The 21,666-nt window shown below is 62.2% G+C and carries 24 protein-coding genes and 1 tRNA gene; 12 read left to right on the top strand and 13 right to left on the bottom strand.

Annotated elements, in window-relative coordinates:
- The first annotated feature begins 335 nt into the window (after positions 1-335).
- The 4 genes from HFX_RS03335 (at position 336) to HFX_RS03320 (ending at position 4,018) form a co-directional block, all read left to right on the top strand.
- Positions 336-869: an inorganic diphosphatase gene (locus HFX_RS03335; protein WP_004057540.1), complete on the top strand. Its 534-nt coding sequence runs from the start codon at positions 336-338 to the stop codon at positions 867-869.
- 526 nt (positions 870-1,395) lie between these two features.
- Positions 1,396-2,283, top strand: a complete 888-nt coding sequence (locus HFX_RS03330) for a rhomboid family intramembrane serine protease (RefSeq protein ID WP_004057542.1) — start codon at positions 1,396-1,398, stop codon at positions 2,281-2,283.
- A gap of 1 nt (position 2,284) precedes the next feature.
- Positions 2,285-3,082, top strand: a complete 798-nt coding sequence (locus HFX_RS03325) for an endonuclease V (RefSeq protein ID WP_004057543.1) — start codon at positions 2,285-2,287, stop codon at positions 3,080-3,082.
- A gap of 90 nt (positions 3,083-3,172) precedes the next feature.
- Positions 3,173-4,018, top strand: coding sequence for an SDR family oxidoreductase (locus tag HFX_RS03320; RefSeq protein ID WP_004057544.1), 846 nt, complete (start codon positions 3,173-3,175; stop codon positions 4,016-4,018).
- Positions 4,019-4,044: 26 nt separating this feature from the next.
- Here HFX_RS03320 and HFX_RS03315 read toward each other — a convergent pair whose 3' ends face one another.
- Entirely contained in the window at positions 4,045-5,259 is a 1,215-nt protein-coding gene (locus tag HFX_RS03315; protein WP_004057545.1) for an ArsA family ATPase, read from the bottom strand.
- Positions 5,260-5,385: 126 nt separating this feature from the next.
- Here HFX_RS03315 and HFX_RS03310 point away from each other — a divergent pair, with 126 nt between their 5' ends.
- A complete protein-coding gene (locus tag HFX_RS03310) occupies positions 5,386-5,913 on the top strand; it encodes a CinA family protein (RefSeq protein WP_004057546.1) in 528 nt (175 codons plus the stop codon).
- A 102-nt stretch (positions 5,914-6,015) separates the two neighbouring features.
- Positions 6,016-6,540 carry a metal-dependent hydrolase gene (locus HFX_RS03305; protein ID WP_004057547.1) on the top strand — a complete coding sequence of 175 codons (525 nt, stop codon included), beginning with the start codon at positions 6,016-6,018 and terminating at the stop codon, positions 6,538-6,540.
- A 15-nt stretch (positions 6,541-6,555) separates the two neighbouring features.
- Here HFX_RS03305 and HFX_RS03300 read toward each other — a convergent pair whose 3' ends face one another.
- Entirely contained in the window at positions 6,556-7,290 is a 735-nt protein-coding gene (locus HFX_RS03300) for a PHP-associated domain-containing protein (RefSeq protein WP_004057548.1), read from the bottom strand.
- Positions 7,291-7,418: 128 nt separating this feature from the next.
- Here HFX_RS03300 and HFX_RS03295 point away from each other — a divergent pair, with 128 nt between their 5' ends.
- Complete coding sequence (locus HFX_RS03295) at positions 7,419-7,721, top strand: DUF7565 family protein (RefSeq protein ID WP_049917460.1); 303 nt, start codon at positions 7,419-7,421, stop codon at positions 7,719-7,721.
- A gap of 235 nt (positions 7,722-7,956) precedes the next feature.
- Here the strand turns inward: HFX_RS03295 and HFX_RS03290 are convergent, their stop codons facing one another.
- The 6 genes from HFX_RS03290 to HFX_RS03265 all read right to left on the bottom strand — a co-directional run bounded on the left by HFX_RS03290 (position 7,957) and on the right by HFX_RS03265 (position 13,861).
- A complete protein-coding gene (locus HFX_RS03290) occupies positions 7,957-8,409 on the bottom strand; it encodes a transcription elongation factor Spt5 (RefSeq protein WP_004057550.1) in 453 nt (150 codons plus the stop codon).
- A gap of 1 nt (position 8,410) precedes the next feature.
- The gene (locus HFX_RS03285) at positions 8,411-8,584 is read right to left on the bottom strand and encodes a protein translocase SEC61 complex subunit gamma (RefSeq protein WP_004044219.1); all 174 of its coding nucleotides are present in this window, start codon (positions 8,582-8,584) and stop codon (positions 8,411-8,413) included.
- A gap of 162 nt (positions 8,585-8,746) precedes the next feature.
- Complete coding sequence (ftsZ, locus tag HFX_RS03280; protein ID WP_004057551.1) at positions 8,747-9,880, bottom strand: cell division protein FtsZ; 1,134 nt, start codon at positions 9,878-9,880, stop codon at positions 8,747-8,749.
- 148 nt (positions 9,881-10,028) lie between these two features.
- Positions 10,029-11,348 carry a D-aminoacyl-tRNA deacylase gene (locus HFX_RS03275; RefSeq protein WP_004057552.1) on the bottom strand — a complete coding sequence of 440 codons (1,320 nt, stop codon included), beginning with the start codon at positions 11,346-11,348 and terminating at the stop codon, positions 10,029-10,031.
- Between the two features lie 75 nt (positions 11,349-11,423).
- On the bottom strand, positions 11,424-12,776 hold the full coding sequence (locus HFX_RS03270; RefSeq protein ID WP_014732161.1) for a sodium:calcium antiporter: 1,353 nt from the start codon (positions 12,774-12,776) through the stop codon (positions 11,424-11,426).
- A gap of 113 nt (positions 12,777-12,889) precedes the next feature.
- On the bottom strand, positions 12,890-13,861 hold the full coding sequence (locus HFX_RS03265) for a calcium/sodium antiporter (protein WP_004057554.1): 972 nt from the start codon (positions 13,859-13,861) through the stop codon (positions 12,890-12,892).
- Positions 13,862-14,066: 205 nt separating this feature from the next.
- Here HFX_RS03265 and HFX_RS03260 point away from each other — a divergent pair, with 205 nt between their 5' ends.
- From HFX_RS03260 to HFX_RS03240, 5 genes are all read left to right on the top strand, one after another.
- Positions 14,067-14,876, top strand: coding sequence for a shikimate dehydrogenase (locus tag HFX_RS03260; protein ID WP_004057555.1), 810 nt, complete (start codon positions 14,067-14,069; stop codon positions 14,874-14,876).
- 44 nt (positions 14,877-14,920) lie between these two features.
- A complete protein-coding gene (locus tag HFX_RS03255) occupies positions 14,921-15,685 on the top strand; it encodes a helix-hairpin-helix domain-containing protein (protein ID WP_004057556.1) in 765 nt (254 codons plus the stop codon).
- Between the two features lie 149 nt (positions 15,686-15,834).
- Entirely contained in the window at positions 15,835-17,355 is a 1,521-nt protein-coding gene (gene pabB, locus HFX_RS03250; RefSeq protein WP_004057557.1) for an aminodeoxychorismate synthase, component I, read from the top strand.
- Positions 17,352-18,065, top strand: coding sequence for an anthranilate synthase component II (locus HFX_RS03245; RefSeq protein WP_004057558.1), 714 nt, complete (start codon positions 17,352-17,354; stop codon positions 18,063-18,065). The genes pabB and HFX_RS03245 overlap by 4 nt, the downstream gene beginning before the upstream one ends.
- Positions 18,058-18,948, top strand: coding sequence for an aminotransferase class IV (locus HFX_RS03240; RefSeq protein WP_004057559.1), 891 nt, complete (start codon positions 18,058-18,060; stop codon positions 18,946-18,948). The genes HFX_RS03245 and HFX_RS03240 overlap by 8 nt, the downstream gene beginning before the upstream one ends.
- A 21-nt stretch (positions 18,949-18,969) precedes the next feature.
- Here HFX_RS03240 and HFX_RS03235 read toward each other — a convergent pair whose 3' ends face one another.
- From HFX_RS03235 to HFX_RS03215, 5 genes are all read right to left on the bottom strand, one after another.
- Positions 18,970-19,386: a Rieske (2Fe-2S) protein gene (locus HFX_RS03235; protein ID WP_004057560.1), complete on the bottom strand. Its 417-nt coding sequence runs from the start codon at positions 19,384-19,386 to the stop codon at positions 18,970-18,972.
- Positions 19,387-19,461: 75 nt separating this feature from the next.
- Positions 19,462-19,944 (bottom strand): hypothetical protein, encoded by a 483-nt coding sequence (locus HFX_RS03230; protein ID WP_004057561.1) that lies wholly within the window; start codon positions 19,942-19,944, stop codon positions 19,462-19,464.
- Positions 19,945-20,242: 298 nt separating this feature from the next.
- Positions 20,243-20,317, bottom strand: a tRNA-Met gene (locus HFX_RS03225).
- Between the two features lie 60 nt (positions 20,318-20,377).
- On the bottom strand, positions 20,378-20,845 hold the full coding sequence (locus HFX_RS03220) for a GtrA family protein (RefSeq protein ID WP_004057562.1): 468 nt from the start codon (positions 20,843-20,845) through the stop codon (positions 20,378-20,380).
- Entirely contained in the window at positions 20,838-21,623 is a 786-nt protein-coding gene (locus tag HFX_RS03215; protein ID WP_004057563.1) for a glycosyltransferase, read from the bottom strand. The genes HFX_RS03220 and HFX_RS03215 overlap by 8 nt, the downstream gene beginning before the upstream one ends.
- Positions 21,624-21,666 lie beyond the last annotated feature (43 nt).

Genomic DNA, 21,666 nt, shown 5'->3' with positions numbered 1-21,666 from the left:
CATGTGGAAATGTCATCCGTCTATTTAAACTTTGTCAACTCGCAGTCTGGTTCGAATATTTTGGCTTATAGAAGATACCCGAAAACAAGGTCTGGACACAGGCGCAAGCCGAATAACTGGTAATATTACTGGGTGGTATTATCCTATGTATTTGGTGCCTATTTCGCATGAGCATACTTGGAGAATACCAAGCACATATACTAGTGACTTCCAAAGGCTCTGTGAAGAATACCTCCAATTACAGAGGGGTTCCCGCGCCCCGTCAAACACGGCAGTGCAGTCACTCCGAGAGCAATGCCGAAAGGACTTTTGCCTGCATCGAGGATGGGTTCGGTATGGTGAATCTCTGGGAAGATATGGAGACCGGCCCCGACGCGCCGGACGAAATCTACGCAGTTGTCGAGTGTCTCAAAGGCGAGCGCAACAAGTACGAGTACGACAAGGACATCCCCGGTGTCGTCCTCGACCGCGTGCTTCACTCCAACGTCCACTACCCCTCCGACTACGGGTTCATGCCGCGGACGTACTACGACGACGAAGACCCCTTCGACGTGCTCGTGCTCGTCGAAGACCAGACGTTCCCCGGTTGCGTCATCGAAGCTCGCCCGGTCGCGCTCATGAAGATGGACGACGACGGCGAGCAGGACGACAAGGTCATCGCCGTCCCCACTGAGGACCCGCGCTACGACCACATCGAGGACCTCGAAGACATCCCGAAGCAGCTCCGCGACGAGATTGACGAGTTCTTCTCGACGTACAAGAACCTCGAGGAGGGCAAGGAAGTCGAGACCCTCGGTTGGGAAGACAAGCAGGCCGCGAAGGACGCCATCGAACACGCGATGGACCTGTACGAAGAGCACTTCGCGTAAACGACTTCACCACACCTTCTTTGCGACGACACGTCCCCAGCGGATGCGTTCGGAACTGTCTCGATAGTCTGACTGAATCGAAGCGACGGCGGAAAATGGCGAATCGACAGACGCCAGTCCGTCGCATACGTACTGGTTATTCCCCTCACACCCACCGATGAATTATGCGCATGGGTAATTATTAGTCGCTCTGCCCGATACGTAGAAATGAGTATGGCAGCCAAGCAACCCCGCCTCGGGATTCAACACCCGACCGTCGTTCCGACGAACTTCACGCCCGCCGATGAGGCGGACACAGACGACGAAGAGCGTTCCGAAGACGCGTAAATTTGAGACTTTCTCGCGCGTACGCCAAGAAACAGCGATAGCGTTAGATAATATCGATGGCAATCGGGCTAGTTTATCAGTTCTAAGACAGATTTGGAGCGGATAATATCGCTTGCGGCACGTCACTCCCCCGTGAGATGTGTACACGCCGCGCGCTTGAGGGAACCCCTTTTTATCTCGCCGCCGTAAGGCGTTGGTAATGGCTATCTGCGACGTGTGCGGCAAAGACGAGAGTCTGCCGTACCGCTGCTCGCGGTGTGGCGGGACGTTCTGCTCTGAACACCGTCTTCCCGAGAATCACGACTGTGCGGGGCTTTCCGACTGGAACGACCCCGCGGGGGTCTTCTCGAGTGACTTCGACGACTCCGTAGAGACACAACGCGGCCGCGCCGGTGGTCTCTTTGACTCCATTACGGGAACCGGCGGGTTCCTCGGGTACTTCCGCGGGAACATGGCGTACCTGTTCTTAGGTCTGATGTGGATTGCCTTCGGTATCCAACTCGTGCTACAGGTCGCCGGATTCGGCCGCCTCATGGTAAACACCTTCTTCCTCACGAGTGTCCACCCCGAATACGTCTGGACGTGGGTAACGTCGATATTCGCCCACGGCGGCTTCTACCACATCGTCGGTAACTCCATCGTCCTGTACTTTTTCGGCCCGCTCGTGGAGCGCTACGTCGGGTCGCGGAAGTTCGCGGCGCTCTTCCTCGTCAGCGGGATGCTCGCCGGGCTCGCGCAGGTCGGGTCATCGATGCTCCTGTCGCCAGGGATACCGACCTCCGTGGTCGGCGCGAGCGGGGCCATCATGGCCGTCCTCGGCGTACTGACCGTGCTCAACCCGGGGCTGAGGATTTACCTGTACTTCATTATCCCCGTGCCACTGTGGCTCTTCACGCTCGGCTTCGCCGGCATCTCGGTGTTCTTCTTCCTGAGCCCGGGGTCCGGTGGCGGCATCGCCCACTTCGCCCACCTCATCGGCCTCGTAATCGGTCTCGCGTACGGCCAGCGAGTAAAGGGCAAACGGAGCGTCCCCAATCAGATGTCGTTCGGCGGCGGTCGTCGCGGCCCCGGACGCGGACGGTTCTGAGATGCGACAGGCCTACCCCGAATTCGCCCCCAAATCCGGTCTCTCCCGCGCGGAGATGGAGTCGCTCCAGCGCCGCGTCGCCGAGAGCGCCGTCTTCGAAGACGCCCTCCCGTTCGACCCGGCGAATGTCTCTCTCGGCGACCCCGAAAACGAGACGCTCACAGGTGATTCGGACACGCCCCTCGTCGCCGGTATCGACCAGTCGTTCCTCGATGACCGCGCCCTGAGCGCCGTCGTCGTCCTGCGCGGCGGCGAGGTGGTCGAGCGAGTCCACGCCGTCACCGACCTCGATTTACCGTACATCCCCGGCCTGCTTTCGTTCCGCGAAGGAGGCCCCATCCTCGACGCGCTTTCCGAACTCGACACTGACCCGGACCTCCTCGTCTTCGACGGCTCTGGCCGCATTCACTTCCGGCAGGCGGGGCTCGCCACGCATCTCGGCGTCATCTGTGACGTACCGAGCATCGGCGTCGCCAAATCGTTGCTCTGCGGGACTCCCGACGAGGACCTGGATGGCCGCCCCGAGGGCTGGCGCACACCGATTCGGGCCGACGACTCAGTCGACGCCGTCGGCGGACACCCGGCCACGCCCGAGACGACTATCGGCTACGCCTTCCAGTCGCGGCAGTACGACTCGCGTCCAATCGTGAACCCGCTGTATGTCAGCCCCGGCCACCGCGTCTCGGCCGAGACTGCGGTCGACCTCATCTCGCAACTTTCGGGCGAGTACAAACTTCCGGAACCGACCCGGCTGGCCGACGCCTACGCTGACGAGGCGAAGGCGCAGTACGAAGACTGACTGACTATCGAATCGTTCCTGCTTGTCTTCACGTATTTTCCGTCGTGCTGAACCGCGTACACTTAACAGCGCGGGGTTCGACCTACCGACGTGCATCAAAAGACGGTCCTCATCACCGGTTGCTCCTCGGGTATCGGGCGCACGGCGGCGCTCGATTTCCTCGACGAGGAGTGGGAGGTCTACGCCACCGCCCGGAACCCGGCAGATATCCAGACGCTGGGTGACCGCGGTGCGAATATCGCGACGCTCGACGTGACCGACCAAGGGGACGTCGACCGCGTCGTCGACCGCATCATCGACGAAGAAGGACGCATCGACTGTCTCGTCAACAACGCCGGATACGGGCAGTTCGGTCCTATCGAGGACGTTCCCACCGAGAAAGTCCACGACCAGTTCGACGTGAACGTCTACGGCCCACACCGTCTCACCCGTGCCGTGCTCCCCCACATGCGCTCGCAGGGTGACGGGACCATCGTCAACGTCTCCAGCGTCGCCGGTCGAATCTCGTTCCCCGGCGGCGGCGTCTACTCGGGGTCGAAGTTCGCACTCGAAGCGATGACCGACGCGCTCCGCGCGGAGGTCGAAGCGTACGATATCGACGCCGTTCTCGTCGAACCCGGCCCGGTCGAGACGCAGTTCAACCAGCGTTTACAGGACGAAGTCAGCGGCAACGGCGAGGACAACGAGGGTGTCGAACGCTCCGGGGCCTACGAGAAGTTCTACAAACTGTTCGAGGACACGCAGGCGCTCGGCGGCGGCGGCCCCGGTGCGGTTCCGCCGGAGCGAGTCGCCGAAGATATCGTCAACGCCGCCAGTTCGACCAAGCCACAGGCGCGCTACCAACCGGGCACCGTCGCCCGAGTTGGCGTTCTCGGGCGGTTCCTCCCGGATACGTGGCGGGACGCGCTCTTCGGTCTCGCACGAAAGCTCCCGTAAAACAGCTATCTCGGCCTGAAAAGCCGTTATCGAAGACAGGTTGCGACGACGCGCAGGGCGTCTTCTCCCTGAACCTGGTCTGCGAGAAGCGGCACGCGCTTTACGTCTCGGTTACGGAACAGATTCGTCGCGGAGCGGAGCGCATCCTGTTGAACCTGCCACCGACGCTGACAGAAACCGCAGTTCTCAAGGTCGGGTGATTCGACCCACTTCGGGTCTACGTCGGCCACGTCCTCGACTGACTCCATGACGCGATTGACGACGAGCGTCTGGACCGGAATGCCGAACTCGTCGAGACGGGAGACGAGACGCTTCGATTCGACGACGCTCATCTCTTCGGGAATCATGACGACCCGGAAATCGGTTCGCGTCGGGTCGCGGAGCACCGCGCGGAGACGTTCGATACGTTCTCTGAGGTCGTCGAGGTCGCCCATCCCGGCCTGTTGCTCGTCCGGGCCGCCGCCGAACATTCCCTTGATATTATCCATCATGCCGGAGAAGCGCTCGCGCATGCGGACGATGCGACCCAACATCGAGTCCATCAGTTCTGGGAGTTCGAGCAGGCGAAGCGTGTGACCGGTCGGCGCAGTGTCGATGACGACGCGGTCGAACCGGGGGTCATCGAGATATTCGAGGAGTTGCTGCATCGCCGCGGCCTCGTCCGCACCGGGCATCGGACCACCCATTCCCATCGGGCCGTCGCCGCCGAGCAAGTCCTCGAACCCGCCCATCGTGTCACCCATACCGCCGAACGGGGAAGTCGAATCGTCGTCGCCGAAGGGGTTGTCGTCGTCGTAGTCGTCGGTATCGTACTCCATCTCGTCGGCGTGGTCGCCGTCTCCCCCCGCAAACGGTCCCTCCATCACGGTGTCGGGGTCGATTTCGGCCGCATAGAGGGGAACATCCTCGCGGATGCGCGTCGGCTTGTCGGGGACTGGGACGCCGAGCGTATCCGAAAGCGAGTGTGCGGGGTCAGTCGAGACGACGAGCGTCGACGTTCCGTCGGCCGCGCTGGCGAGCGCCGTCGCGGCCGCCATCGTGGTCTTTCCGACGCCACCTTTGCCGCCGTAGAGGACGTACTCCGGGGCGTCGATTCCCTCGGGGAGGTCGGCGCTGTCGGTCGTCGTCACCTCCTCGCGGTCGGTGACTTCCACCTCGATTTCCGCCGGGCCGCTGTCGTCGGTGCCAGCGTCGTCTCCGTCGTCGTTCGGGCGGTCTGTTGGCTCGACGTCGATGTCCATGTCCGACCCGTGACGGCGTGGCTTTGTGTACTTCTCGGTCTCGGAACTATAGGTTGGACGGCAGAATTGGGTTGGCGTAATATCGCCGCCGGGCGGTTTTTGACCCGTCCGGCCGTGTGCGGACCTATGCGCGAGTTCGCAGCAGACCCACCCGAAGAAGTCCGCGTCGGTGACGCCCTCCGCGACGCGGGACACACCGTCGCCGTCGCCGAGTCCTGTACGGGAGGGCTTATCGGGTCGCTCCTCACCGACGTCCCGGGGTCAAGTGACTACTTCGACCGCTCGCTCGTGACGTACTCCTACGACGCCAAGCGCCACGAACTGGCCGTTTCCCGGGAGGCACTGGACGAACACGGTGCCGTCTCGGAACCGGTTGCCCGCGAGATGGCTGCTGGCGTCCGCGACGTCGCTGACACGACGTGGGGTGTGGCAACGACGGGTATTGCCGGACCGGACGGCGGACTCCCCGGAAAGCCGGTCGGAACCGTCTTCGTCGGTATCGCCTTCGCCGCACCGTGGGGAAGTGGGGACTCCTACACTCGCGTCGAACGATTCGAGTACGATGGCTCGCGCACGCAGGTGAAAGAGCAAATCGCGCGAGGGGCGCTGCGCCTGCTCGTAGGCGAGGTTGCGTCGGTCGCCAACGGCGAGTAACAGGAACACGCTCGTCGACGGCGCGTTCGGGCCGAGTCCGAAGCGTCGCTGTCGGTCGGTTCTGTGGGAAAGCTTTGTATCCCGGCAGTCCAGTCTGAGCGCATGAACAAGAAGGGACACGTGCTCAACGCCATCTTGCTGGCGCTCGGGCTCGGCGTCATTCTCACCGTGGACCCGCGAACGTTCGAACCGACCGTCGACTCGCTGTTTCTCCTCGCACAGAAAATCGGACAGTTGTCGCTGCCGGTCGTCCTCGGTGCGCTGTTTCCCGACGTGGACACCGCCTTCGGCAAGCACCGCAAGACGCTCCACAATCTGCCGGTGTTGATTGCGTTCCTCGCGTTCCCGATAGTCTTCAACAATCTCCACTTCGTCTGGGTCGGTGTCGCCACGCACTACGTCCTCGATATGGTCGGGTCGAAACGCGGCATCGCCCTCTTTTACCCCCTGTCGTCGCAAGAGTACGACCTGCCGACCGGCGTGGCGACGAGTTCGAAGCACGCCGATGCGGTCACGGTCGTCATCACAGTCGCGGAACTCGGCGTCCTCGCCGGGATTCACTACTACCTCATCTCGCTCGACGTGTCGCTGGCTGACGCCGCGGCATCGCTCGGTGCGATGGTCTGAGCTGCAAAATCCGAATTAGTAGACGCTCACGTCGTCGAACCGACCGTCGTAGGCGATGTGACTCGGGTGCGTCGGCTCCATTCCCGAGAGCAGGAGTCGGTCGATTTTTCCCCACGAGTTCTCGTACCCGAGGTGGGCAAATTCGACTGCGCCGCGGAGCGTATGCGACAGGCCGGCGCGACGAACGATGCGGCGCTCCGCCCGTTCTCGGAGTGCGTCGACGAGGTCTGCTTCGGAGCCGATGTCACGGTCGAACTCGGTCCACGCCTCACCGATGCTACCGCGGAGGTGGGCGTACGACGACCCGAACCCGGGGAGATTCGTCTCGCGGGCGATTTCGCGACCCCGCCGGTTGTGCCGGGAGAATGCTTTGGCGTTGTACGTCTCGATGGCGTGGATGTGCTCGCGATAGCGAGCGATATCGTCGGCGGACAGACTCACCGTCAACAGTTCCGGGTGGGGAACGAGCGTCGCCGCTTCCTGTCTGTCGAACTCGTCGAGCGCGCCGTCGAGCGAAATGAAGTCAGGTACGGGGTCGGAAAGCCCGATTGCGAGGAGGTGTTTCCGGTTGTGCCACGACCCGGTGAACACCTCGCGTGCGGGGACAACGAGAAGTTCGTCGTCGGAAAAGCGCTCCGCACGGGCACGGATATCGGGGAGTCGAACGAAGTGGGGAGCATAGACGAGGACATCGAGTCCACGAGCCTTCGCACGCGAGACGACCTGCTCGTCGAGAATCTTCACGTGCATATCAACCCGTGTCGTCGTGCTCCCGCTCACAAGAGCACGTCAGATTAGCCGACAGTTAGGGATTGCTATTTCTCGAACACCGGACAGTCGAAGAAACGGTTTTGTCAGTCACGTCCGTCGGGTCGAACATGTCCCGGTGGAAGTGCGGAATCGAGGGGTGTGACGCTCGGTTCGAAAATGTCGAAAGTGCGATTATTCATCAGACGACGGAACACGAGCGTCACGAGTGTAAGGTGTGTGGGACGATTGTCCCCGAGGGCTACTTTGCGATTCGGCACGCCTTCGACGAACACACCCGCGCGGAGTTCGTCCGCGCGTACGACGCCGACTCCTCGGCGGTCCGTGTACGCGAAGACGTTAAAGAGGCAGTCGAAGAAGTAGCCGACCTAAATCGAGTCGTAAAGACACTCCGCGACGAGGGCGCATTGTAGCGACCGTAGAATCTGAGACACGCCACGACGCGCTGGTGGGTCGCCGTCGTCGTGCGGTGAACTTGTAACGGGTTTCGTGAGATTGTTCGAAGAGTTTCTCGTTAGACTGTTCGAGGCGATATTATCGGGGAAACGGTACCCCAGCTATGACCTCGGTTCCGGTTTCTCCCCCGCGCAGTCGCACCGCTCGGCGAGATGCTCGAAGAGAGAAGAGAGACCTCGTTGTTGCGGCTACTTACCGCTCGTCGGAGTCGAGGACGCGAATCTGGTCGCCGCGGACGGTGACCGGAATCGGGACCGTCGCCTCGTAGAGTTCGACGGTGACCTGGTCTTTCGTTTCGTCGATGCGCTGGACGCGCGCCTTCTCACCTTTGAACGGTCCGGCGATGAGTTCGACGATGTCACCCTCGGCGATACCTTCGACGTCCGGCGTCGGCGAGAGGAAGTGCTCGACTTCGGCCATGCTGGAGGTACCGACCATACCGCCGCTCTCGACGAGACCGCGTGCGTGCGGAATCTCCTCGAGGACGCGGGAGACGATGCCGTCGTCGTCGGCTTCGACCATCACGTAACTCGTGAGTGAGTCGGGCGCCAAGACGGCGTGGATTTGCGAGAAATCCTTCGACGCAATCATGTCTGCAACCGTTCGCTCCTGGCGAGCGGTGGTCTTTACGGCGAAGATGGGCATCTCAGACGCCTCCGGGGAGGAAGCTCATGACCGCGAAGATGATGAAGCCGAGCAACCCAACGAGGAAGATACCCGCACCGGCAATCTTGGAGATTTGAGAGAACTCCTGCCAGGACGGGGTGCTCGCGAGTTTCAACACGCGAACGTAGCTGTTCAGGTCGTACTTAACGTCCATGTTGGTGAGGCCTAGGGTGTCGGGCTTTTTCTATCTATTGATGCACGTCGCTTCGCTCGCGCGTCTCGGCGCGAGAGAGACGGGTCTCCCGGGTTACGGTTGCAAATGAGACGAGTGCGTCAGCGGGAACCGCGCCGTCAGCGACTCGACGGTGTGGTTCGACTACTCGACGTAGTCGATGTCTTCGAGGCGACCCTCGGCCTGCGCCTGAACTTCGCCGTTGCGGCCGTAGATTTGGGGCGACTCGACGCCCGTGACGACAATCATCGTCCGCATCATGCCTTCGAGTTCGTCGTCGACGGAGGTCCCCCAGATAATGCGCGCGTCGGGGTCGATTCGGTCGTAAATCTCCTCGACGACACCCTCTGCCTCTTCGATGCTCATGTCGGAGCCACCGGTGACGTTGACGAGCGCGGAGTTCGCACCGGAGATATCCACGTCGAGAAGCGGAGAGCGAAGGGCAGACTTGACGGACTCTTGGGCCTTGGACTCGGAGTCGGACTCGCCGAGACCGATCATGGCAACGCCACCACGTTCCATGACGGTCTTCACGTCGGCAAAGTCGAGGTTGACGAGACCGGGCTTGGTAATGAGTTCGGTGATACCCTTGACAGAGCGCATGAGCACTTCGTCGGAGACCTTGAACGCCTGACGGACCGGTAGCTTTCCGACGGCGTCGAGCAGGCGGTCGTTCGGGACGACGATAACGGTATCAGAAACGTCGCGGAGGCGTTCGAGACCCGCTTCGGCGTTGGTTCGTCGAACCTCACCCTCCGCCGTGAACGGGGTCGTCACGATGGCGATGGTGAGCGCACCGGATTCGCGTGCCGCCTTGGCGACGACGGGAGCGGAACCGGTACCGGTGCCACCACCGAGACCGGCCGTGACGAACACCATATCAGAACCTTCGATAGCGTCGTAAATCTCCTCTTGAGATTCGAGAGCGGCCTCCTCGCCGACTTGCGGAAGCGAGCCTGCGCCACGGCCTTGCGTCTTCTGTTCGCCCATGAGAATCTTCGTGTCAGCACCGATTTCCACGAGGTGCTGCACGTCGGTGTTGGCGGCGACCAGTTTGGCTCCCTTGATACCTTCTTCGTGCATTCGGTTGACGGTGTTACCACCCGCACCGCCGCACCCAACCACCGTAATATTGGTCTGAAGGTCCTTGAGAACCGCTTGCAGTTCATCATCAGTCATCGTCCCGGACCGGTTAATGTCGGTCGGGCCGCCGACTTCAGCCGACCCATCCCCCATGTCCTCGGCCTCATCGATTGCATCGTCGACGATAGAGTCCATATTTATGGAGACGGTTTACGGAGGATGACTAATTATCTTTCCCCCTTACGTCAGACACCTGTCCGACAAGACACCATTTCGTGTAGGTCAATGACACACTAACTGCACAAAATTGAGAAGTCAGCACACAAATTCGGTCGGCACTCACTCAGAGAGTGAACTCGATGACCCGCTCTTGTGACACGTCCTCGGGCGTGACAGTCTTCCCGTCGAATTCGACCGCCTGCCCCGACGAGAGTTTCCCGAACGCGGGTCCCTCCGGGATTCCCAGTTCGCGCGCGGCACCGGGGTCGAAGGCGCGCATCGTCGCGGTGACGCGACCGTTCTCGCGAACGACGGTGTCGTACTTCTGTCGAAGGATATCACAGAGACGCTCGACGAGGTCGTCGTAGTGCTCCCCCGCGACGGCAGCGGGGCCGAGTGCACGCGCTCCGCTTTCGGTCGTGTGGAAGGCCACGGTCGTCTCCCTGACGGCATCGAGCGATGCATCGAGGTCGATGCCCTGTGCCTCGCCCAAGAGACCGTCTGGAAGCGAGATAACCTCGTACTCGTCGGCATCGACGTGGTCTCCGAATCGAAGTCCCTCTTCGATGCGCGTGATATCGGCTTCGAGGTCGCGCACTCGGTTCAACGGGACGCCGTCAGTCTCTCGGACCCACGTCTCGGAGACGACGCGGAAGCCTTCGTCTTCGACGGCGGCCGCGAGGTCGTCGCGGTCGCCATCGACCAGCGCGAGGTCGGCCGCCGAGGCCTCGAAGGCACGGCGGAGCACGTCACGGTTCTCGTTCGGCGACCCCATCGCCTTCAGTTGCCAATCGGCCGCGATGTGGCCGACACACCAGTCTGTCTCACGCAGTACGCGCTCGAATCGCGGGGCGTAGTGGCCGCCGCCGAATCCGACGAGCTGGCGATCGGCGTCGGGGGCGACACCTTCGATATCGAGCACGGCGGCCGCGACGGCGCGCGCACCTGCGGGGTCTTCCCACTCGTCTTCGCCGCTTCCGAGTTCGACGAACATCGAGGGAACGGTTGGTTCGGTCGGACCGTGGTGCGTCGCCTCGATACCGACTTCGTAGTCGTCGGGTGCGTGGTCGCGCAGGGCGTCAACCACAGCGCGCTGTGCATTCGGGCACGCGCGGGCGAAGTGACCCGGTTCGCCGCCGTAGTCGGCGGGGCCGAAATTGCCCGTGAAGTGCGCGGTCAAGAGCGGTCCCGTCTCGCCAGCGTGCCGCGAGACGACGACGACCATGTCGAGGTCGCCTTCGAACGCCTCGGCGGGGTCGTCGAGGTAGATGTGTAGGTCGTCGAACTCGCGGAGTTCGAAGCCGCCGCGGCGGTATACGGTGCCGCCGCCGTCAGCGTCGGGTCGGCTGTCGTCGGTCTGTTCGTCCCAGTCAGCAAGCGAACGCAGGTGCTCGCCGATGTGAACCGATGCGCTGTCGGCGCGGCTGACGACGATTCCAATCACGGTTCGAGGGTGGCTCAGGTCGGCGAAAAGGGCGTCGGAACCGGCGAGGAGAGACGTTCAGCTTCGAACGACGGGTCAGTCCTCGGCGGCGACCGTCGTCTCACCGGTCGTGTAGTCACCGCGGACACGCCGAATGGAGAGTCTCGCGACGGCCATGAGTTCCTTCCGCCGGGCGACGAAGAGCGCCGTGCCGACGACGAGGTAGATAACCGAGAAGCCGATGAGTGACGTTGCGCCGTCGAACGTGACAGCACCGAGGCCGGGAATCGGCAGTGTGAGTGCCATCCCCGTGACGGAGTAGATGAACTGGGCGAAGAAGAGACCGAGAAGCGCAAGCGCCTCGCGGACGCTGATGGAGAACGTGATGAGGATGGCGATTGCGAAGTAGCTCTGTGCGGCCGTCAGCCAGAGTTCGCCCGCCTGATGGTTGTCGAGTGGGAGCGGGCCGTAGGAACCGAGTGAGAGACTGTACACGAGGACGAGCGTCCCGATGAGGAGCGTCCACTGGTTGAGTTTCGAGGAGATGAGCGCGTTGAAGCCGGCGGTCGACCGCGCCTTGTTGACGAGGTAGGCGACGACGATGAGTTCGGGGCTCTCACTCGCCAACGGCGCGACCCACTGAATCATCAAGAACGGCGGGATGCCGACGGACGTACCGAGTTCTTCGAGTCCGTGGGCGAACGGCTCGACGGCGACGAGGATGACGATTCCCGAGAAGATGAAAAGCGTGAGCGTCGTCGCGATGCGCTTCATCCGCGGGTACGACTGGAGATATGCGGGCACGCCAATCTGTTCTTCGTGTTCGTGCGGCGCGTTCAACGCCGCGAGGATGTAGACGACGTAGAGACCGACGAGGACGAACATGTCGAACGCGCCGATTCCCGCGCCGAGCGGGACGAAGAAGGCGAACATCGTCGCGAGAAAGAGGAACAAGATTTCCGTCGAGATACCGCGGTCGAGTCGAACGACATCGGCGAGGAAGCCGGGGCGACTTTCAACCGCTTCGTCGCCGGTTTTGCGCGCTCGAACGACCGTAAACAGGGCGATTGCCGACCAGCCGATACCGATGAGGATGCGGTTCGCGCCGGTCATGTTGGCGACGGCGAGACTCGCCGCTTCGGCCGACTCGGGTGAGCCGGGGTTGATGCCAGCCTCCCACGCGTAGAGGGCGTCGACAGCGTACTCGGGGGCGACAGCGAGCACTGCAAGAATGGCGAGCGCGAACGCCCGCGGCACGTCGGCTTCAGCCGTCTCGGCTCCCCACGCAAGGAGGAAGGAAGCGCCGAGAACGGCGATGCCGCTCAGTGCAACCGTGACGCCAGTTTGGAGGTCCGCGCCGAAGACCGTATGGAGGCCAAGCCACGGAATCGTGAGCAACGCGGCTCCGAAAACCGCGACGAGCGGGTGACTCAATCGTCGTCGTACCATCGTGCCTACACTAGCGAAGGCAGACCCGGTAGCTCTTGCGTTTCACCCCTAAGTCGTACTGAGAGCCGGAGAAAGCCGCTGAACGTCGCGTATCGACTGAAATCAGTTGCCGCCTACGGAAGGATGAGCCAGAAAAACACCAGATAGCCGCCGACGAGGATACCGCCGTCGAGTCTGGACACGTCGTAGTTGCGGAGCATCAGGGCGATGACGCCGAAGGTGAACACGAGAAGTGCTGGGAAGTCGAGCGAGATGGTGCTCGCCGGGACGGTCACCGGAACCATGATAGCGAGGATGCCGAGGACGGCGACGACGTTGTAGATGTTCGACCCAACAACGTTGCCGATGCTGAACTCCGCCTCGCCGCGGACGGCGCTGATGACCGACGCGGCGAGTTCAGGAAGCGAGGTCCCGAATGCGAGGACAGTCAGTCCGATGAATCGGGTGCTGAACCCGTAGGCTTCGAGTAGGCCCTTGCCACCCTGAATGAGCCAGTTCGACCCGACAAACAGGAGCAGGAGACCGAGACCGAGGTAGAGAACGTCTTTGAACTGCGCCGAAACCTCGTCTTCGTCCTCGATATCTATCTCGTCGGCACCGATTGCGTCGGCCTTCGTCGACCGTGCGCGGTAGAGCAGGAATGACGTGAAAGCCCCGAGAATCAGGAGAAGGATACCCCCGTCGATTGCACTCAGTCGTCCGTCCATCCCGAGGACGACGAGCGCAATCGCGGCGGTGACCATGAACGGGACGTGTCTCCGAAGCGTCGACGTCGAGACGGCCATCGGTTGGATGAGCGCAGAGATACCCAACACGAGCCCGATGTTGGCGATGTTCGACCCGATGATGGCACCAAGTCCGAGGTCGGAACTATAGCCGAGACCACTCAGTACGGCGACGAACAGTTCGGGTGTGGTCGTCGCGAACGCGACGATAGTGACGCCGACGATGGCTGCACGGAGACCGAGACCGATAGCAAGTCGTGAGGCACCCTCGACGAGCGCCTCGGCTCCGAGATAAAGTGCAACGATACCGGCTACGAGGAGGGCGGTATCGAAGGATAGCAGGGTTGCGAAAGCCGACATACGCGGGAGTAGTCCAACGGGACACCAAAAACGCGCCGGTCCGGGAAGCGAACGTCATAAATTGTCATGCTAGATGAGAGCAGGGAACGACACGTCGAGTCTCGACCGTCGAAAGAGCACATCGACAGCAGCAAACAACCGACGAGTCGCGGCGGTAACCGACGCAGACGGGCGAATTATATCACCGGCGGGACTCCTCCCGCCCATGCAAGTCTACGGTCTCGTCGGAAACCCCGTCGGCCATTCGTTGTCGCCGCCGATGCACGAGGCGGCGTACGAGCACACCGGACTCGACGCGCGATACGTCACCTTCGAACCGGAACCGTCGGCCATCGAGGCGGCAGTTGATGGCGCAGACGCGCTCGGCATCGCTGGGCTCAACGTTACGATTCCCTTCAAACAGGACGTGCTCGACCTCGTCGACCCCGACCCGCTCGCCGCGCGAATCGGCGCAGTCAACACCATCGACTTCGAGGATGGCGACCCCAAAGGCTACAACACGGACGCGGCAGGCGTCACACGGGCATTCGAGCGACACGATATCTCCCTCGACGGAGCAAATGCCGTCGTAGTCGGTGCTGGCGGAGCAGGCCGGGCCGCCGCATTCGCCCTCGCAGACGCCGGTGCAGCGGTCCACATTGCGAACAGAACCGCCGAAACAGCGGGCGAACTGGCCGATGTTGTCCCGGGCGCGACGGGTGGCGGACTGGATACACTCGACCGGATTCAGGACGCGTCGGTTCTCGTCAACGCGACGAGCGTGGGGATGGAAGCACCCGACGAGACGCCCGTTCCGGCCACGCATCTCCATGGCGACCTTGCCGTCCTCGATGCGGTGTACGCCCCGCTCGAAACTCGTCTCCTTCGCGAGGCGGCCGACGCGGGCGCGGTCACCATCGACGGGGCGTGGATGCTCCTCTTGCAAGGGGTCGAAGCATTCGAATTATGGACCGGACTCGATGCACCAATCGAGGAGATGAATACGACGCTTCGAACTCGCCTCGAGAGGCACTGAGGCCGCTGGTTTTTAAATAACGGAATCACATAGGAGAAGGCAACATGGGCTTGCTTGACACTATCTTGTCACTCTGGAAATCCATCTTTGGTGGCGACTCGTCGTCCACCTCGGAGGAGAGACGTGACGAAACAGCGACCGTTACGGTCGAACGCGACACGCGAGCGGAGCGCGAAGAGCCGAGCGTCGAGACTGAAGCGGCCGTCAAGGAACCGGTCGAGGAGACGAAAGCGGAAGCGGAAGCAGCGGAAGCGGAGGAAGAGAAAGCGGAAGCGGAAACAGAAGCAGAAGAGCCGACGCCCGAGGAGACGGCCGACGAGCTAGAGGAGACCGCCGAGGCTATCGAAGAAGCGGAGCCGGAGGCAGTCGAAGAGACAGAGGAAGAAGCAGCCGAGACCGTCGAAGAGGAACCAGAAGCTGCCGCCGAGAAAGAGCCTGAGGGAGGTGTCGAAGAAGACATCGGCGAGGCGGCAGAGAGCGAGTCACGGGCGGAAGCTGAAGAGACCAAAGCAGAACCCGAAGAACCCGAGCCGGAAGCCGAGGAAGCGGAAGACGTCGAGTCCGAAGCAGAGACCGAGGAAGTCGAGCCTGCGGCCGAAGCGGTCGAGCCAGAACCCGAGGAACCAGCCGAGGAATCCCCCTCTGTCGACACGATTCGCGGTATTGGTCCCGCATACGCAGACCGTCTCTCTGACATCGGTATCGAGACTGTTGCAGACCTCGTTGGAGCCGACGCTGAAGAAGTCGGCGACGATATCAACGTGTCGCCGAAGCGCGTCCAGCGCTGGATTGACCGCGCCGCCGAATAACCACTCCATCACTAAGCTGGCAGCTCTCCAGTTTTTGAGACTACATTTCTTCCGGCCCCGGGCGCTCTCTTCTCGCGGTTCCCAGCATTGACGACACAGACGAGACACGTCGCGAAACCGTTTACCCGACGCACCGACAGGTGCGAGTAATGACCGCACCGACCGTCGTCACCGACCGCGACGACTTTCGCGCGACCGCCGAGGCTGCACCCGACGGTGCGCGCGTTCCCGTCGAAGTTCGGGTTCCCGTCTCGGACCCCTTCGACGCCTATCGGCGCACGCGGCAGGGTTCTGGCGGCTTCTTTTACGAGACGACTGGCGGCCAACCCGGCTGGGGGGCGTTCGGTATCGACCCCGTCGAACGCCTCACAGTCAGTAACTCGGCTGTCAGCGAGACCGAGACAGCACCCACGCTCGCCGCGCTCGAAGGACTCGTGGACTCGCAAACGCTCGCCCGCGGTGAGTGCGATGTTCCGTACCCCTGCGGCCTGTTCGGGTGGCTCTCCTACGACGTCGCCCGCGAACTCGAATCGCTACCCGAGCACACGACCGACGACAGAGGACTCCCGCACCTGCAACTCGGCCTGTACGACCTCGTCGCATCGTGGGACGAACCGCGGACGGGCGACAGGGCGGAACTCCGAATTACGTGCTGTCCGGAAGTCGGCGACGATGTCGACCTCGATGTGACCTACGACGAAGCACGCGAGCGGGCAACCGAACTCGCTACCGAAGCAGTCGAAGGTGACCCCGAACCGGTCGAGTCCCCCGTCGAATCCGACAAGGCACAATTCGAGAGCGCCTGTGGTCGAGAGGCGTTCGCCGACCGCGTCCGAGCGGCGAAGCAGTACATCCGCGATGGCGACACGTTTCAGGCGAACCTCTCGCAGCGACTCGTCGCACCCGCCGCAGTCCATCCGGTCGATGCCTTCGCCGCACTCCGGCAGGTCAACCCCGCGCCGTACTCCGGTCTTCTCGAACTCCCCGGCGTCGACCTCGTAAGCGCGAGTCCCGAACTCCTCCTCCGCGTCGACGGCGACCGACTCGCCACGGAGCCAATCGCCGGGACACGACCGCGAGGCGAGACCCCCGAAGAAGACGAGGCGCTGGAAGTCGACTTGACGACGGACGAAAAAGAGCGGGCAGAACACGCGATGCTCGTCGACCTCGAACGGAACGACCTCGGGAAGGTCTCCGAGTACGGGTCGGTCGAAGTGACTGAATACCGCCGCGTCGACCGCTATTCCGAGGTTATGCATCTCGTGTCGCTGGTCGAAGGAACGCGACGTTCGGGGACGACACTCGCCGACGCCATCGCGGCGGTCTTCCCCGGTGGAACCATCACCGGCGCGCCGAAGCCCCGGACGATGGAGATTATCGACGAACTCGAATCGACCCGCCGCGGCCCCTACACCGGGAGCATGTTCGCCATCGGATTCGACGACCGGGCGGTGCTGAACATCATCATCCGGACGCTGGTGCGTTTCCGCGACGAGTACCATCTCCGCGTCGGCGCGGGCATCGTCCACGATTCCGACCCCGAGCGCGAGTACGACGAGACGCTGGCGAAAGCCCGTGCCCTCGTCACCGCTATCAACGAGGCGCTCGGCGACTGTGCAAAGATGACCGTGGGAGTGGAAGCCGACCAATCAGTGGAGACTGACCAATGACCCGCATCCTCGTCATCGACAACTACGACTCGTTCGCCTACAATCTCGTGCAGTACGTGGGCGAGTTCGCCGACGACGTGGTCGTCTACCGCAACGACGCGCTTTCGACCGATAATATCCGTGACATCGACCCGGATGGCATCATCGTCTCGCCCGGCCCGGGAACACCTGCCGACGCCGGTGTCTCGATACCCGTCTTCCGCGACCTCGACTACCCGACACTCGGCGTCTGTCTCGGCCACCAGTCGCTGTGCGCCGCCCTCGGGTCACCCGTCGGCCACGCCCCCGAAGTCGTTCACGGGAAGCCATCGCTGGTCGAACACGACGGCCGAGGTGTCTTCACCGACCTCCCCGACCGAATCGAGGTCGGACGCTACCACTCGCTTGCAGTCGAACACGACGACATTCCGGACGAATTGGTCGTGACCGCATACACGGTCGCCGAAGCAGGAGGGAATGATTCGGTTGACAACGACGACGACACAGCGGCCGACGACAACACAGCGGCCGACGACAACACAGCGGCCGACGACGCGGACGAAACATCGGTCGTGATGGGTGTCCGCCACCGCGAGAAACCCCACATCGGTGTCCAATTCCACCCCGAGAGTATTCTCACCGAGTCGGGGAAAGACATCGTTCGCAACTTCGTCTCAATCGCTGCGGGCGAAGGTCCGGCGACCGAGGCGTGGAGGGTAAACGATGACTGACGATTCAAAACACCTCTATCACGTCGACGGCGACCTCGTCCCCGCGGACGAGGCATCGGTTCCGGTCACTGACCGCGGCTTTCTCTACGGAGACGCCGCCTTCGAGACGCTCCGCGCCTACGGCGGCGACGTGTTCCACTGGGGCGCACACGCAGACAGACTCGCTGAGACGTGCGATATACTCGGGATGGACCACGGACTCTCCGATGACGACCTCCTGCGCCGAATCGACGAGACGGTAGCCGCGAACGACTTCGCGGACGCCTACGTCCGACTGTCCATCACTCGTGGGAGCCAACCCGGTCGTCTCACCCCCGCCGAGGCGGTCGACCCGCGGGTCGTCGTCATCGTCGAACCGCTCCCGCGAGGCGGCCGCGGGTCGGACCCCGTCTGGGACGGCCCCGCGGCAGTGCAGACGGTTCGAACGCGCCGCATCTCGGACCGTGCGCTTCCCGCTCGGGCGAAGACCCACAACTATCTCAACGGCATTCTCGCACGAACCGAGCTTCGAGTAACCGGCGCTGACGAGGCGCTCATGCTCGACTCCGAGGGCTACGTCACCGAAGGCGCGACGAGTAACCTCTTTTTCGTCGACGACAACGCGCTCTGCACGCCCAGTCTCGACGGGCCGGTTCTCCCGGGAATTACACGCAGAGTCGTCTTGGACCTCGCCCGACAGGAAAATATCCCGATTCGGGAGCAACGATACACCCCCGATGACGTGCGCGGGGCTAACGAGGCGTTTCTCACGAATTCGACGTGGGAACTCCGACCCGTCGAAACAGTCGACGGTATCGCCATCGGCGACGGTCCGGTGACGAAACTGCTCGCGCGACTCTACGACGACTACGTGGAGCGGCGACACTACGGCGACGAGAAGTAGCGACACCCGAATCGGGCCTGCTCAGAATTCGACGTTCGAACTCGAACTTCGGTCCACGGGGTCGGTCTCGATGGGACCAGTCCCGACAAACGAGAAGTCGTCGTCGGAGAGAAAGACGTGGTCGCCGTCGATGGTGAGGTCCAGGTCGTCGAGAACCGCGCCCTCGCACGGCCCGTAGTTACAGTAGCCCGTATCGGCCTCGAAGTACGCGCCGTGGTTCTCGCAGATGACCTCGCCGTTGCGCATCGTCGCGCCCGACCCTTTGTCGAGTTTGATGTGCGTCAGGTGCATACAGTAGTTCAGCCACGCCTGAATGCCGTCATCGGTGCGAACGAGTATCGCTTCGCGCTCCTCGTCGTCGTCCCCGCATACTCGGAAGAGAAAGGTCGTGTCCTCGGGTACGTCGTCGACCGAGCAGATTCGTTCGAGGTCGCTCATTGTGCTCCCGTTAGGGTGGTGTGGAAAATCTCCTTCGGAAATAGTCGGCGGTGCTGGTGGGAGAACGGATGAATACTACACACTCACCCGCGCGGTCCACAGCATCCAGCCAGCGTGTAGGAGGACGGTGAGGCTGGCGATAGCCAACGGCGCAGCGACGAAGAGCGCAATTGCGACGGCGGCACCGGGAGGGAGTGGTGCGTCCGAAGACCTGTCCATGATCATAAACGGCAGTACCGGAGCGACGAGGGCACTGAGCGTCTCGACCACCCGAAAGAGACTGTGGACGATAACAGAACGTCCGCCGAGTCCATCGAGTTTACGGTTCCGAACCAGACGCCACCCATCGACGGCCGCGTGAATGAGAAGAACGGCCCAGAGTATCCCCAACGCCCCGAGTGCGATTCCCCACATGTTCCCGAACCCCGGTGGAACGGTCAGTTCTGTCTTCGTGAACACCACGTAGGGAACCACGCCCGAACACAGGAACACGAAGACGAGGAAGACTTCGACGGTGAGGAAGCGAGGGAGTGCTCTTACCGGGGACTGGATAGACATGTGTAAACCTCAGGTGTTTCGTCACGGAGAATGTGGCTACTATCCTGAAAACCCTATTGGCAAGGTTGACTGTTCGGGTGTCAGTACATCCGAGTTACAACGTATCCCAGAAATGACGGCGCGACAAGACGCGCCGCTTGGGTGTGTGATTTTCAGGAGCATAGCGGGAGGTAGATTTGAACCACACTCGCAACGCTTCGCGTTGCTCGCTGGTTCAAACCTACTGTGCTATGAAGCCGACCTCAGGGGTCGCGCCGAGACGAGCCTCGGCGCTCAGGAGTTGAGGTCGGCAAAACCATAGCGGGAGGTAGATTTGAACTACCGATCTCCGGGTTATGAGCCCGGCGGAATCTCCTGGCTATCCCATCCCGCTGAATCAACAAACGCGACATCTATTGTTAAGGCTTCTGTTTCGGGCGCTGTGTGTCAATTTTCACCGTGACTCTCGCTGACTCGAACGGCCAGCGATTCGCCATGTGAACAGACTCTCAGCGACGTAGTTCAGAAGCATCGACGCGCCGATTGCAATCGGTAACGGAACGAGTTTCCAGAGGTCGATACCAGCGACCGGAATCTCCAGTGGAATCTCGCCGAGTGCTCGGACGACGAGCACCTGCACTGCGAGACCCCCACTTCTGACGAGGTTCGACTTCAGGAAGCGTCGGACCTTCGCTGTGAGATGGTCCGCGCCAGCGCCCGCGAACGTCCAGCGGTCGTTGATGAGAAACATCACGACGATAGCGAGTTCCGCACCGGCGAGTTTCGCGAGTTCGCCAGCGATGCCGAAAAAGACGATGAGAAGACTGCTCAACGAGAGGTCGAACACCGCGCCGACCGCACCCACCGAGACGAACTTCCCGAATCGAGTTCCGGACGTGAGGGCAGAAAGCCGGTTAGTCATCCGTAACCTCAACCGAGAACTGCTCGATGAGGGTTCGTTCGTCGTTTCGAGCGTCGATGAGTTCGTGGAGGCGGTCCTCGCGAATCGTCCGAGCGCGGTGGCGCGACCGAAGGAGTCCACGAGCCATCTTGAGCGTCGTGTCCACCGGCGAGACCGTAGAATTCGGCTGGTCCTCCCAGACGACGGGCACCTCGGCAACGCGGTGACCGAACGCACCCGAAACGGCGATGAGTTCGATATCCCACGCGAACCCGGGTTCGTAGAGGTGGGTTCGAACGTCCGCCCACGCCTCGGCAGTCATGGCTTTCGCCCCGCACTGGTAGTCGTACAGCGGAACGTCGGTGAGATGACGGGCGAGCCACGCAAACCCATCACCGAGATAGCGACGCGCGACTGTCTGGTGCGAGGCGACGGTCGCGTCAGGGTGCCGTCGTGAGCCAACAGCGAGGTCGGCACCGTCATGGACGGCATCGACGACGTTCGAAATCGACGCGGCCGGGGTACTGCCGTCGGCGTCCGCAAAGGAGACGATATCCGTGTCGAGAGCTTCGAACCCGGCGGTGATGGCGGCACCTTTGCCGCGGCGTGCATCGACGGGGTTCACCTCGGCGACAGTCGGGAGAGCATCGAGAGAGTCGAGTACCCCCGTCTGCGGCGCGTCGAGTTCGACCCGGACCACAGCGAGGTCGAGTTCCTCGACGAGGGCGTGCACGTAGGGGACTAGACGATCAGGGTCGGGCCGGTAAGCAGGGACCACCATCCCGACGGACTGCGACATGCACGACAATTCTTCGAACGGGGTAAAAAGCAAACCGCTCTTG

Origin of the sequence: Haloferax mediterranei ATCC 33500, assembly GCF_000306765.2 — an archaeon.
Classification (GTDB): domain Archaea; phylum Halobacteriota; class Halobacteria; order Halobacteriales; family Haloferacaceae; genus Haloferax; species Haloferax mediterranei.
This window is presented reverse-complemented; position numbering and strand designations above follow the sequence as displayed.

Coding starts and splice junctions, on each gene's coding strand:
- HFX_RS03335 (WP_004057540.1), top strand. CDS start 336: ATGGTGAATCTCTGGGAAGATATGGAGACCGGCCCCGACGCGCCGGAC.
- HFX_RS03330 (WP_004057542.1), top strand. CDS start 1,396: ATGGCTATCTGCGACGTGTGCGGCAAAGACGAGAGTCTGCCGTACCGC.
- HFX_RS03325 (WP_004057543.1), top strand. CDS start 2,285: ATGCGACAGGCCTACCCCGAATTCGCCCCCAAATCCGGTCTCTCCCGC.
- HFX_RS03315 (WP_004057545.1), bottom strand. CDS start 5,259: ATGGACATCGACGTCGAGCCAACAGACCGCCCGAACGACGACGGAGAC.
- HFX_RS03310 (WP_004057546.1), top strand. CDS start 5,386: ATGCGCGAGTTCGCAGCAGACCCACCCGAAGAAGTCCGCGTCGGTGAC.
- HFX_RS03305 (WP_004057547.1), top strand. CDS start 6,016: ATGAACAAGAAGGGACACGTGCTCAACGCCATCTTGCTGGCGCTCGGG.
- HFX_RS03300 (WP_004057548.1), bottom strand. CDS start 7,290: ATGCACGTGAAGATTCTCGACGAGCAGGTCGTCTCGCGTGCGAAGGCT.
- HFX_RS03295 (WP_049917460.1), top strand. CDS start 7,419: ATGTCCCGGTGGAAGTGCGGAATCGAGGGGTGTGACGCTCGGTTCGAA.
- HFX_RS03290 (WP_004057550.1), bottom strand. CDS start 8,409: ATGCCCATCTTCGCCGTAAAGACCACCGCTCGCCAGGAGCGAACGGTT.
- HFX_RS03285 (WP_004044219.1), bottom strand. CDS start 8,584: ATGGACGTTAAGTACGACCTGAACAGCTACGTTCGCGTGTTGAAACTC.
- ftsZ (WP_004057551.1), bottom strand. CDS start 9,880: ATGGACTCTATCGTCGACGATGCAATCGATGAGGCCGAGGACATGGGG.
- HFX_RS03270 (WP_014732161.1), bottom strand. CDS start 12,776: ATGGTACGACGACGATTGAGTCACCCGCTCGTCGCGGTTTTCGGAGCC.
- HFX_RS03265 (WP_004057554.1), bottom strand. CDS start 13,861: ATGTCGGCTTTCGCAACCCTGCTATCCTTCGATACCGCCCTCCTCGTA.
- HFX_RS03260 (WP_004057555.1), top strand. CDS start 14,067: ATGCAAGTCTACGGTCTCGTCGGAAACCCCGTCGGCCATTCGTTGTCG.
- HFX_RS03255 (WP_004057556.1), top strand. CDS start 14,921: ATGGGCTTGCTTGACACTATCTTGTCACTCTGGAAATCCATCTTTGGT.
- pabB (WP_004057557.1), top strand. CDS start 15,835: ATGACCGCACCGACCGTCGTCACCGACCGCGACGACTTTCGCGCGACC.
- HFX_RS03245 (WP_004057558.1), top strand. CDS start 17,352: ATGACCCGCATCCTCGTCATCGACAACTACGACTCGTTCGCCTACAAT.
- HFX_RS03240 (WP_004057559.1), top strand. CDS start 18,058: ATGACTGACGATTCAAAACACCTCTATCACGTCGACGGCGACCTCGTC.
- HFX_RS03235 (WP_004057560.1), bottom strand. CDS start 19,386: ATGAGCGACCTCGAACGAATCTGCTCGGTCGACGACGTACCCGAGGAC.
- HFX_RS03230 (WP_004057561.1), bottom strand. CDS start 19,944: ATGTCTATCCAGTCCCCGGTAAGAGCACTCCCTCGCTTCCTCACCGTC.
- HFX_RS03220 (WP_004057562.1), bottom strand. CDS start 20,845: ATGACTAACCGGCTTTCTGCCCTCACGTCCGGAACTCGATTCGGGAAG.
- HFX_RS03215 (WP_004057563.1), bottom strand. CDS start 21,623: ATGTCGCAGTCCGTCGGGATGGTGGTCCCTGCTTACCGGCCCGACCCT.